An 11,820-nucleotide genomic window follows, 5' to 3' on the forward strand; every position below is an offset into this window, starting at 1 on the left:
TGGCGTTCCTGCACTTCCGGCGGCAGCGCCATGCGCGCGCGGAGCCTCAGGCAGCGGCCAGTCCGCAGCAAGCCGAAGAAACCATGTAATGCAGGGAGCTGCGCTGGCGTCGCCGCATCTTTCCGGCGGCTACGCCAAGCGCCGGATTCAAGCGGTTGCCGCCGCTGCAGGCAAAGCCACGCGCTGACCGGACGCGCGTGCCGACAGACGGCTTAGAGGAATCTCTACCCAGCGGTAGAAAAGCGCGCCGGCGGCCAGGCTGGCAGCCCAGGCCAGCACCATGCCGATAGCCTGGAACAAGGGCTGCGGCGGCACGAAACGTGCGAAGGCGGCATTGATGACCAGGCACACCGGGAAATGCACCAGGAAGATGGAATAGGAAATGCGTCCGAAGGCCCGGATCCAGGACAGCCGCTGACGCGACATCAGCATGCCGCGCCGGCTTACCAGCACCAGGGCGCAAGCGACTATCAGCGCCACCGCGATGCGGGTGCGGAAATCGACCGCCAGCGCGCACACGGCCGGCAGCACGATCGCTACCAGCAGCAAGGCCACTACCGCCGGACGGCGGCTCAGATCGCGCGCCCACCAGGCAATGATGCCCAGTCCGTAGCTGCCGAAGAAATAAGGCGCCCAGGCATCCCAGGCGGCGTCACGATTAAAGTACAGCAGCGAAGCCGTCATCCCGACCACCACCAATACCGGCGCCAGCCACGGTGCCGAGCGTCGGCTGGCGACGCTGCCGGTGAACCACAGCAGCATGGTGAGCAAGGCATATAGCTGGAAATCGATGGCGATGTACCAGGCGCCGGCCGAGATCGATTCATAGCCGAGCACCGTATGCAGCAGCAGCGCGTGCGCAGCCAGCTGCAGCGCGGTCGGCATGGCCGAGATCGAATAATGAGTCATCCACATGGCGGCCCAGGCCGAGGCCCCGACTCCCAGGGCGGTCGCCACCAGGAACGGCGGCACCAGCTTCATGTAGCGTCGCCACAGCACGCGCAAGGGATCGGCAACGCCGGAATTGCCCTGCGGCGAGAGCGACTTGGCGGCGAGGAAACCGCCGACCACCAGGAATACCTGCACCGCGATGCGGGCGTAGCTATCCAGCCAGCCGATCAGGGTCGGCGCCACCGGCCGCACGTAATCGGCCATGGGGCCATAGAACGCCAGATGATGCAGGACGATCAGCTGCGCCGCGACTACCTTCAGCAGGTCGATGAAGCCGAATTGGAAATTGGAATTGCGGTCAGGTACGTAGGATGAGCTTGGAGGCAGCGGTGAAACGCTCATTATTACATCCGTGTTAAAAAAGATGCCAATGATAAACATTCACTCGCGCTTGTCCAGCGGAATATCGTTTTGTAACACTTGAGGGGATTGACACATGCCAGATAGTTGAACGGACGACATGATTGTCGTCGCGTCCGTCAGTTTTTTCCTGCCGACAGCTGGTATTTCTTGATTTTGTCGTACAGGGTCTTCTTTGGCAGACCGAGACGGTCGGCAGCGTTGGCGACATTGCCGCTGCTGGCCTCCAGCATTTCGGCAATCAGCATCCGCTCGTAGACTTCCAGCTGCTGCGGCAGCGAGGCGCCTGGCGGCAAGTCGCCGCTGGCGCCGAGGGCAGGATCGGCCACGCCTTCCGCCACCCCCAGCACCAGCCGGTCGGCAAAATTGCGCAGCTCGCGCACATTGCCCGGCCAATCGCGGGTCTGCCACTGCGCCATCTGCGCCAGGCTCCATTGCGGCAACGGCCGCTGGTAACGCAGCGCCGCGCCCTGGATGAAATGCGCCAGCAACAAAGGGATGTCTTCGCGCCGCTCGTTCAGGCGCGGCAGGTCAATGCTGACCACGCCGATGCGGTAATACAGGTCTTCGCGGAAGCTGCCCTGCGCGCTCATCTGCAGCAGGTTAGCCTTGCTGGCGGCGATGATGCGGCAGTCGATGGCGATCGCTTCGTTGCCGCCCAGGCGTTCCAGCTTGCGCTCCTGCAGCACGCGCAGCAGCTTCACTTGCAGGGCCAGCGGCATCGATTCGATCTCGTCGAGGAAAACGGTGCCGCCCTTGGCATACTCCAGCTTGCCGATGCGGCGCTTCTGGGCACTGGTGAAAGCCCCTGCTTCGTGGCCGAAAATCTCGCTTTCAAAGACGGCTTCCGGCAAGGCGCCGCAATTGATGGCCACAAACGGCCCCTGCCGTCCGCTAGCCAAATGCAACTGGCGCGCCACCACTTCCTTGCCGCTGCCGGTCTGGCCGTTGATCAGGATGTCGACCATGGTCGGACCGACGCTGCGGATCATGGTCCTGACCCGCTCGATCGCCGCCGACTGCCCGATCAGGCTGGGCATGTCAGGATGCGCCGCCCAGGCCGCCTTGAGGCGCCGGTTTTCCAGGATCAGGCTACGCTTTTCCTGGGCCCGGTGAGCGGTTTCCAGCAGGCGTTCGGCGCCGAACGGCTTCTCGATGAAATCGTAGGCGCCGGCGCGCATGGCGTCTACCGCCATGCTGACGTCGCCATGGCCGGTGACCACGATCACCGGCAAATCCGGATCAAGCGTCACCACCTGGGTCAACAGTTCCAGGCCGGAGCGGCCGGGCAAGCGTACATCGGTGACGATGACGCCGGCGAAACCCGGCGTCAGCCATGCCTGCGCCTGCTCCACGCTACCGCAGGGATGCACGGTAAAGCCGCCCAGCTCCAGCGTCTGTGCAATCGCCTCCCGTACCGACTGCTCATCCTCGATCAATACCGCTTGCGGCGCTGCTGCACTCATCTCCATCATGGTTCCGTGGTTTTATCTAGCGTTTCCAGCAAAGGGATGCGCAGCACGAACTCGGCGCCGCCCTCGCTGTGATTATTCGCGGTCAGGCGGCCGTTCATCGCCTGCACAATGGACGATGAAATCGCCAGGCCCAGGCCGAGCCCCTTGCCGGAAGGTTTGGTGGTAAAGAACGGTTCGAACAGATGCAGGGCGACCTGGGCCGGAATGCCCGGCCCGGAATCGCGTATGCGGATCACGGCGTCGCCGGCATCGCGCTCCAGTTCCAGCGAGACGTTTTTTTGCCCGGCATTATCCACTGCGTCGAGCGCATTGCGCAACAGGTTGATCAACACCTGTTCGGTGCGTACCGAGTCGCCCACCACCTGGGCCTCTTCGCGGATATCGATGTGCAGGCTGGCGCCGTGGGTCTGGAATTCATTGTTCAGCAAAAGCGCGGCCGCTTCAATCGATTTCGACAAATCGATCACCGCCACCGCTTCATGGCTCTTCCTGGAAAAACCGTTGAGCTGGCCGACGATCTTGCCCATGCGGGCGCTGGCGTTGCTGATATGGCCGAGGTTTTCCACGGCCTTGTCGCGCTGCTCGCGCGAGAGGAAGGTGATGGCGTTGTCGGCGAAGGCGCGGATCGCCGCCAGCGGCTGGTTCAGCTCGTGAGCAATGCCGGCCGCCATCTGCCCCAGCATCGCCAGCTTGCCGGCCTGGATCAGCTTGTTCTGGGTCGAGCGCAGCAAGTGTTCGGTTTCCTGCAGCTTGGCGTACTTCGCCTCCAGCGTGTGATTCGCCACCATCAGTTCCTGGGTTCTCTGGGCAATCGTGCGGTCCAGGTATTCGGCCGAAGTCAGGCGCTCTTCCAGACGCCGCCGGCGCTGGTAAACGGCCCACAGGGAAATCGCCGCGATCGCCAGCAGCAGCGCTGCCGCCATGGTCCACAGCAAGGCGATGCGGGCGATGCGCGCCTGCGACGGAAACAGCATCAGCTGCCAGCCGAGGCGGCCGATATTGCGCGTCACGTGCTGGCCGAATTCCGCTCTTTCCTGCTTCGGCAAGGCGCTTACCGGCGTGATGGCCTGGTCGGCATACTGATGGGTGCCGGCCAGATTCAGCTGCACCTTGCCGTCCAGCGAGTACAGACTGTGATACTTCCAGGCTGGACGGTTGCTGAGGAACACCACGCCGCTGCTGTCGACCAGCGTGATCGGTTCTTCGCTGCTGCGCCAGGTGTGTTCGAATTCGGTCAGGTCGATCTTGATCGCCATCACGCCCAGCACAGCCTTGTCGCCGTGCTCGGCGGCGCTGGCGTAGATCGGCTGGGCCAGGAAGTAGCCGGGAACGTTGGTAGTGTTGCCGATACCGTAAAAGCGCCCGGGATTGCCCTTGATCGCTTCCCGGAAATACGGACGGAAACCGAAATCCCGGCCGACAAACGATGTGCTGCTATCCCAGTTGCTGGACGCCAGCGTCATGCCATTGCGGTCCAGCATGAAGATCGCCACCACTTTCGATTGCCGCTGTATCAGTTGCAAGGCCTGGTTGAGACGCTGAATGCTCTGCTGGTCGTCAGGCCGCGCCAGCGCCTGCAAGACATCCGATTGAAAACCTAGTGCAAACGGCAAGGTTTCGAACTTCTGCAGCACCGATTCCAGGTCCAGCGCGATGATCTGCAGCTGGCGCTCGCTGGCTTCGCTGATGTCGTTGCTGGCTTTCCTGGCCGCCATCACATAGGTAGTGACCAGCACCGCCAGCGCAGCAATCAGCGCCAGCGCCGGCAACAACAACGGCTTTTTCAGTTTCATGACAGCACCCGCAGATTAAACGTAACTAGCAGCCGACAGGAAGCATGCGGCGACGGCGTTCTGCCGGACGTCGCCGCAGGCTGTTCAACGTGGCGTTGCCGCCGCGCCTTCAGGCATGTGCTTGTGGGTGTCCAGTGCGACATCCTTGAGATAGCCTTCCTTGCTGGGATCGCGCATCTTGTAGGCGACCACGAAGGCGATGGCGCACATGGCCGATACGTACCAGTAGAAAGTGGACTCGGAGCCCAGCCCTTTCAGCTCCAGCGCCACATATTCCGCGGTGCCGCCGAACAGCGCGTTGCCGACCGCATACGACAGGCCGACGCCCAGCGCCCGCACTTCCGCAGGGAACATTTCGGCCTTGATCAGGCCGCTGATGGAGGTATAGAAGCTGACGATCGCCAGCGCCAGGATCACCAGTCCGAACGCCGCGTATGGACTGGTCACGTCTTTCAGCGCGTGCAGGATAGGCACGGTGGCGACCGTCGCCAGGGCGCCGAACCACAGCATCGAAGTGCGGCGGCCGATTTTGTCGGACAGCATGCCGAACAGCGGCTGCATCACCATGTAGACGAACAGCGCCGCGGTCATGACCGTGCTGGCGGTCTTGGCGCTCATGCCGGCGGTGTTGACCAGGTATTTCTGCATGTAGGTAGTGAATGTGTAGAAAATCAGCGAGCCGCCGGCGGTGAAACCGACCACCGTCAGGAAGGCGCGCTTATGCTTCATCAGCCCGGCCAGGGTGCCTGCGTCCTTGTTCTTGCGCGTCTCCGCGGTCGAGGTTTCGCTCAGGGATTTGCGCAGGTACAAGGCAACCAGAGCCGCCAGCGCGCCCAGCACGAAGGGAATGCGCCAGCCCCAGGCATGCAGCTGATCCGAGGTCAGCAGCTGTTGCAGGATCACCAGCGCCAGCACCGCCAGCAGCTGGCCGCCGATCAGGGTCACATACTGGAACGAGGCAAAGAAGCCGCGCCGCCCTTCCAGCGCCACCTCGCTCATATAGGTAGCACTGGTGCCGTATTCGCCGCCGACCGACAAGCCCTGGAACAGGCGCGCCAGCAACAGCAGCAAGGGAGCAGCGATACCGATGCTGGAGTAAGTCGGCAGGCAGGCGATCATCAATGAACCGCCGCACATCATCAGCACCGAAATCATCATGGCGGTGCGGCGGCCGTGCTTGTCGGCGATGCGTCCAAACAGCCAGCCGCCGATCGGCCGCATGAAGAAGCCGACCGCGAAGATGGCGGCGCTGTTGGCAAGCTGGGTGGTTGGATTACTGCTAGGGAAAAACATCGGCGCAAAATAGATCGCGCAAAACGAATAGATATAGAAATCGAACCATTCCACCAGGTTGCCGGACGAAGCGCCGACGATGGCGAAAATGCGTTTTCGGGTATCCGCGGCGGCGGCAGGGTCGGAAGGATGAAGCACGGACATGGTTATCTCCTGGTTTTAATGTTTTTTGTACAATCCTGGCAACGACCGATTGATCCAGCTTGAGCTGATGCGCAAGCCACATCATGCCATTCAGACGGCACAACTAGCAAAGGGGGAATTTACGGCTAGGGTCAGGCCTGCGCCGGATGCCTGGCGCAGGCTCGGATATGCAGCGGAAAATTGGTGTTGCGGCTCATGTTTGTCTCCTGTGGATTATATTTTTGTATAAGCCATTGCAGACTTCATGCCAGGCCGGCTGGAAAAGCTAAGCGCTTGATTTATTGGAAAATTCTTATCTAGAATACTATCCACAGGACAACTCTTGTGCGGGAATCCGGAATTGCGCCCGCCCGGCTTGCGGTTTTCCGCCCGCCAGGCCGGATTCCGGCAACGAATATGGCCATGCGCCGGCCGCTATTGCGCTACCATCTGCGCTGCAAAAATCAAGAAAACGCTATAGGAACCGCTATGAATCAAGAAGAACGCCTGATCGACATTGAAATCAAGCTGACGCGTCAGGACGACTTGCTGGATGAATTGAACAAGCTGGTCTATCGCCAGCAATTGAAGATAGACCAGCTGGAAGCGCTGTGCGCCGCCCTGGCGCAGCGCATCAAGGATGCCGCCGACAACAGCAATGCGAGCCAGGCCGCCAACGAGCGGCCACCGCATTACTGATCAAAGCAAGCCTTACAGCGGCCGGGTACGCTCTTCCAGCCACTGCAAGGCATCGCCGCGCACGTGCGGCGTGAGGCGCTCACGCACTTGCGCGTGGTAGGCATTGAGCCAGTCGATTTCATCGCTGCGCAACAGGCTGGCGTCGAGGCAGCGGGTATCGATCGGACACAAGGTCAGCGTCTCGAAGCGCAGGTAGTCGCCGAACTCGGTGCTTTCCGCTTCCTGGTTCAGCACCAGGTTCTCAATCCGTACGCCCCAGCGGCCGGGACGATAGATGCCCGGTTCGATGGAGGTGATCATGCCGGCCTCCATGGCGGTATGCGCTTCCGGCGCCGCACTGTTGGAAATCACTTGCGGACCTTCATGCACATTGAGGAAGTAGCCGACGCCGTGGCCGGTGCCATGGCCGTAGTCGATGCCTGCGGCCCAGATCGGCGCGCGCGCGATGGCGTCCAGCATCGGCGATTTGACGGAACGCGGGAACTGCGCCGACGACAGCGCAATCACGCCTTTCAGCACCAGGGTGCAGTCGCGCTTTTGCGCGGCTGAGGGCTGGCCGACCGGCACCATGCGGGTGATGTCGGTGGTGCCGCCGACATACTGGCCGCCGGAATCGATCAGCAGCAAGCCGTCGCCGCTGATGGTCGCATGCGCTTCCGCGGTGGCTTTGTAGTGCGGCATGGCGCCGTTGGCGTTAAAGCCCGCGATTGTCGCAAAGCTCGGGCTGACAAAGCCGGGACGGCGCGCCCGCGCTGCCGTGATGTGGATATCGACCATCAGCTCGGTGACCGCTTCCTGCTCGCGTTTAGCGATCGCCTGCTCCAGCCAGCTGAAGAATTCGCACAAGGCGGCGCCATCCTGCTCCATGGCGGCACGCACGTGGGCCACCTCCTCGGCGCTCTTGCGCGACTTGGCGAAGGTGGTCGGATTGATCGCTTCCACCACTTTGGCTGTGACGGCAACTGCCTGCCGCAATCCCAGCGTCACGCGGCGCGGATCGAGCAGCAGCACGGCATCTGCCGGCAAGCTTGCCAAAGCCGCGGTGGCCTGCGCATACGGCGCCAGCGCCACGCCATCCTGCAGGAGCAGATCGCGCAACGGCGCCGGCACTTTGCCGTCGGCGACGAACAGCGTCACCTGCTGGGGTCCGATCAATGCATGGGCCAGGAACACCGGGTTGAAATTGACATCGGCGCCGCGCAGGTTGAACAGGTAGGCGATATCGTCCAGGGTCGAAATGAAATGCCAGCCGGCGCCCTGCTGCTGCATGGCCAGGCGCAGCTGGTCCAGCTTGGCGGCCCGCGTCAGCGGCGCATGGGCAGCATCGTGCTGGTAGATTTCCGCCATGGGCAAGCCCGGCCGTTCACTCCAGATATCGCCGAGCACATCGAGATCGGTGCGCAGCTTGCTGCCGCCCTTGACCAAAGCCTGCTCCAGCGCGCGCGCCGTCGCCAGCCCCAGCACCGCGGCGTCGACCGCCAGCGTCTGGCCGGCCGCCAGATTGTTCGACAGCCACTCCAGATGCAGCAGGCTGCTGCCGGTAGGCGTCTTCATCAGGACGATTTCAGTGCCGGCCAGCTCGGCTTCGGCCTGCGACCAGTAGCGGCTGTCGGCCCACAGGCCGGCGAAATCGGCGGTAATGATCAGATTGGCGACCGAACCAGTGAATCCCGACAGCCATTCCCGGCCCTTCCAGCGCCCCGGCAGATACTCGGACAGATGCGGATCGGCCGACGGAATCAGGCAGGCATCGACATTGTGGCGTTTCATGGCATCGCGCAGCAGCTGGATGCGCGGGGCGGCGGTAGTCTGGGAAAAGGTTCGGGAGTTCATCGTTGAGTATGGGCAGAATGGAAATTCGGACAATTCGGATATGGAGAGTCACTTACCGCTAAGCTCGTAAGCATACCATTGCGCAAGCGTAAACGGGGCCTTGCGCCCTATCCAGCCGACAATCAACTGACAATCAAAAAAACGAGTAAGCTCTCACGTCACAGTCGCTGCAAAACATTCTGATCATCATAATTTCTCCCAGAGGAAATCGTCATGAGCCGCAAAACACCCATCGAGCGCTATCGCAACATCGGCATCAGCGCCCACATCGACGCCGGCAAGACCACCACCACCGAGCGCATCCTGTTTTACTCCGGCGTCAGCCACAAGATCGGCGAAGTGCACGACGGCACCGCCACCATGGACTGGATGGAGCAGGAACAGGAACGCGGCATCACCATCACTTCGGCCGCCACTACCTGCTTCTGGCAGGGCATGGCTGGCAACTATCCTATCCACCGCATCAACATCATCGATACCCCGGGCCACGTCGATTTCACCATCGAAGTCGAGCGCTCGATGCGGGTGCTGGACGGCGCCTGCATGGTGTACGACGCGGTCGGCGGCGTCCAGCCGCAATCCGAAACCGTCTGGCGCCAGGCCAACAAGTACGGCGTGCCGCGGCTGGCCTTCGTCAACAAGATGGACCGGGTCGGCGCCGATTTCTTCCGCGTGCACCAGCAGATCAGCGAACGCCTCAAGGGCAACCCGGTACTGGTGCAGATCCCGGTCGGCGCCGAAGAGAATTTCCATGGCGTGGTCGACCTGATCAAGATGAAGGCGATCATGTGGGACGACGCCACCCAGGGCGTCAAGTTCGAGTACATCGACATTCCGGCAGCGCTGCAGGAAAGCGCCAAGGAATGGCGCAGCCGCATGATAGAAGCGGCGGCCGACGCCAGCGACGCCATGATGAAGAAATACCTGGAAGGCGAAGACATCAGCGAAGATGAGATCAAGGCCGCCCTGCGGCAGCGCACCATCGCCGGTGAAATCGTCCCCATGCTATGCGGCAGCGCCTTCAAGAACCGCGGCGTGCAAGCCCTGCTGGACGCCGTCATCGATTTCCTGCCGGCGCCGACCGACATCCCGCCGGTCAAGGGTCACGACGCCGACGACCTGGTGGTGGAACGGCGCGCCAGCGACGACGAAAAGTTTTCCGCCCTCACCTTCAAGATCATGACCGATCCGTTCGTCGGCCACCTGAGCTACTTCCGCGTGTATTCCGGGGTGCTGCTGTCGGGCGACTCGGTCTTCATCCCGAACAAGGGCAAGAAGGAAAGGATAGGCCGCGTGCTGCAGATGCATGCCAACCACCGCACCGAAATCAGCGAAGTGTATGCCGGCGACATCGCCGCCGCGGTCGGCCTCAAGGAAGCCAGCACCGGCGATACCCTGTGCGATCCCGGCAGCGTCATCACCCTGGAAAAGATGGTGTTTCCGGATACCGTGATCTCGCAGGCGGTGGAGCCGAAAACCAAGGCCGACCAGGAAAAAATGGGGGTGGCGCTAAGCCGCCTGGCGGAAGAAGATCCTTCATTCCGCGTCAAGACCGACGAGGAATCCGGCCAGACCATCATTTCCGGCATGGGCGAGTTGCACCTGGAAGTGCTGGTGGAACGCATGCGCCGCGAATTCGGCGTCGACGCCTCGGTCGGCAAACCGCAAGTGGCATTCCGCGAAACCATCCGCAAGGTATGCGAATCGAGCGAAGGCAAGTTCATCAAGCAGTCGGGCGGGCGCGGCCAGTACGGCCACGTGGTGCTGAAAATCGAACCGCAGCCGCACGGCAAAGGCTTTGAATTCGTCGACGCCATCAAGGGCGGCACGGTGCCGCGCGAATATATCCCGGCGGTGGAAAAAGGCGTGCGCGAAACCCTGGCCACCGGCGTGCTGGCCGGCTATCCGGTGGTGGATGTCAAGGTCACCCTGTTCTTCGGTTCCTCGCACGATGTCGATTCCAACGAAAACGCCTATCGCATGGCGGCGTCGATGGCGTTCAAGGATGGCTGCCGCCAGGCCAGCCCGGCGCTGCTGGAACCGATGATGGCGGTCGAGGTGGAAACGCCGGAAGAAAAAATGGGCGACGTCATCGGCGACCTGTCGTCGCGGCGCGGCATGATCCAGAGCATGGACGACATCCCGGGCGGCGTCGGCAAGATCGTGCGCGCCGAAGTGCCTCTGGCTGAGATGTTCGGCTACTCCACCACGCTGCGCTCGCTGACCCAGGGCCGCGCTACGTACACGATGGAGTTCAAGCATTACGCCGAGGCGCCGGCCAATGTAACCGACGCCGTGATCAATGCCAAGCATGTGGGGAACGCCAGGCACTGACAGCCGCTCCCGGGCCGGGCAGCGCTGCCCGGCCGGCGCTTACAGCTCGTTTTCGTCGAGGTCCTGCTCCATGCCGTCGACCGGCAGCAAGTGCCCGAGCTTGGCCGCTTTGGTGTCCAGGTATTTGCTATTGAAAGGATTACGATTGAGCATCAGTGGAATCCGTTCGACCACGTTGATGCCGATTTTCTGCAGCGCCGCTACCTTGCGCGGATTGTTGGTCATCAGCCGCAGCGCGGTGATATCCAGGTGTTCCAGCATGGTTTCGCACAGGCTGTAGTCGCGCAGATCCGCGGCAAAGCCGAGTTGCTGGTTGGCTTCCACCGTATCGGCGCCGCCATCCTGTAAATGATAGGCGCGCAGCTTGTTGATCAGGCCGATGCCGCGCCCTTCCTGACGCAGATACAAGATGGCGCCGCGCCCTTCGGCGGCGATCTTTTGCAAGGCGCCTTCAAGCTGGGCGCCGCAATCGCAGCGCTGGCTGAACAATGCATCGCCGGTCAGGCACTCGGAATGGACGCGCGCCAGTACCGGCGCGCCATCGTTGACTTCGCCCAGAGTCATGGCCAGGTGTTCTTTGCCGGTGCTGTGTTCGATGAATGCGTGCAGCTGGAAAGTCGCCCATGGCGTCGGCAGCGCGCACGAGGTCACATATTCCAGCGCTTGATAGCCTGAGGCGGCAGATAGATTGCCTTTATTATTAGTGGTGCTCATCAGATAGGTTCAGAGTGAATAAAAGGCATGCCATTGCATAAATGACATGCCCGCAATTAATATGTGGTTTAACAATGCTAGGTATACGCGCCATTTTACGATTATTCGAAAATATCCGTTTGACGGCGGCCCTTGCAAACCGCTCCCTGTCTCGTAAATAGGGATTAAACCGGCGTTTTCAACAGTTTGCCCCGTGTTTGAGGGGATTTATTGTTAGAATCTCATCTACTCAAACCTAAGACTAT

Annotated in this window: 8 protein-coding genes; 2 read left to right on the forward strand and 6 right to left on the reverse strand. The window is 61.6% G+C overall.

Annotated features, from left to right (window positions below; all coding sequences use genetic code 11):
- Positions 1-147: 147 nt before the first annotated feature.
- The 4 genes from VNZ65_RS08710 to VNZ65_RS08725 all read right to left on the reverse strand — a co-directional run bounded on the left by VNZ65_RS08710 (position 148) and on the right by VNZ65_RS08725 (position 6,016).
- Positions 148-1,293 (reverse strand): acyltransferase, encoded by a 1,146-nt coding sequence (locus VNZ65_RS08710; protein ID WP_325668039.1) that lies wholly within the window; start codon positions 1,291-1,293, stop codon positions 148-150.
- A gap of 137 nt (positions 1,294-1,430) precedes the next feature.
- A complete protein-coding gene (locus VNZ65_RS08715) occupies positions 1,431-2,783 on the reverse strand; it encodes a sigma-54 dependent transcriptional regulator (RefSeq protein WP_325668111.1) in 1,353 nt (450 codons plus the stop codon).
- Positions 2,783-4,579, reverse strand: coding sequence for a sensor histidine kinase (locus VNZ65_RS08720; protein WP_325668041.1), 1,797 nt, complete (start codon positions 4,577-4,579; stop codon positions 2,783-2,785). Before VNZ65_RS08720 ends, VNZ65_RS08715 begins: the two co-directional genes overlap by 1 nt.
- 84 nt (positions 4,580-4,663) lie before the next feature.
- Positions 4,664-6,016: an MFS family transporter gene (locus VNZ65_RS08725; RefSeq protein ID WP_325668043.1), complete on the reverse strand. Its 1,353-nt coding sequence runs from the start codon at positions 6,014-6,016 to the stop codon at positions 4,664-4,666.
- A 468-nt stretch (positions 6,017-6,484) separates the two neighbouring features.
- On the opposite strand from VNZ65_RS08725, the gene VNZ65_RS08730 reads away from it, so the two are divergent.
- Complete coding sequence (locus VNZ65_RS08730) at positions 6,485-6,694, forward strand: SlyX family protein (RefSeq protein WP_325668045.1); 210 nt, start codon at positions 6,485-6,487, stop codon at positions 6,692-6,694.
- Between the two features lie 12 nt (positions 6,695-6,706).
- On the opposite strand, the gene VNZ65_RS08735 is transcribed toward VNZ65_RS08730, so the two are convergent.
- Positions 6,707-8,527, reverse strand: coding sequence for an aminopeptidase P family protein (locus VNZ65_RS08735; protein WP_325668047.1), 1,821 nt, complete (start codon positions 8,525-8,527; stop codon positions 6,707-6,709).
- Positions 8,528-8,740: 213 nt separating this feature from the next.
- Here VNZ65_RS08735 and fusA point away from each other — a divergent pair, with 213 nt between their 5' ends.
- Positions 8,741-10,861 (forward strand): elongation factor G, encoded by a 2,121-nt coding sequence (gene fusA / locus VNZ65_RS08740; protein ID WP_325668049.1) that lies wholly within the window; start codon positions 8,741-8,743, stop codon positions 10,859-10,861.
- Positions 10,862-10,900: 39 nt separating this feature from the next.
- Here the strand turns inward: fusA and ribA are convergent, their stop codons facing one another.
- Positions 10,901-11,575, reverse strand: a complete 675-nt coding sequence (gene ribA, locus VNZ65_RS08745; RefSeq protein WP_325668051.1) for a GTP cyclohydrolase II — start codon at positions 11,573-11,575, stop codon at positions 10,901-10,903.
- Between the last annotated feature and the right edge of the window lie 245 nt (positions 11,576-11,820).

This window comes from Collimonas sp. (genome assembly GCF_035566555.1).
Taxonomy (GTDB): Bacteria; Pseudomonadota; Gammaproteobacteria; order Burkholderiales; family Burkholderiaceae_D; genus Collimonas.

Excerpts from the sequence above, each read along its gene's own strand:
- VNZ65_RS08710 (WP_325668039.1), bottom strand. The coding sequence starts at position 1,293 with ATGAGCGTTTCACCGCTGCCTCCAAGCTCATCCTACGTACCTGACCGC.
- VNZ65_RS08715 (WP_325668111.1), bottom strand. The coding sequence starts at position 2,783 with ATGGAGATGAGTGCAGCAGCGCCGCAAGCGGTATTGATCGAGGATGAG.
- VNZ65_RS08720 (WP_325668041.1), bottom strand. The coding sequence starts at position 4,579 with ATGAAACTGAAAAAGCCGTTGTTGTTGCCGGCGCTGGCGCTGATTGCT.
- VNZ65_RS08725 (WP_325668043.1), bottom strand. The coding sequence starts at position 6,016 with ATGTCCGTGCTTCATCCTTCCGACCCTGCCGCCGCCGCGGATACCCGA.
- VNZ65_RS08730 (WP_325668045.1), top strand. The coding sequence starts at position 6,485 with ATGAATCAAGAAGAACGCCTGATCGACATTGAAATCAAGCTGACGCGT.
- VNZ65_RS08735 (WP_325668047.1), bottom strand. The coding sequence starts at position 8,527 with ATGAACTCCCGAACCTTTTCCCAGACTACCGCCGCCCCGCGCATCCAG.
- fusA (WP_325668049.1), top strand. The coding sequence starts at position 8,741 with ATGAGCCGCAAAACACCCATCGAGCGCTATCGCAACATCGGCATCAGC.
- ribA (WP_325668051.1), bottom strand. The coding sequence starts at position 11,575 with ATGAGCACCACTAATAATAAAGGCAATCTATCTGCCGCCTCAGGCTAT.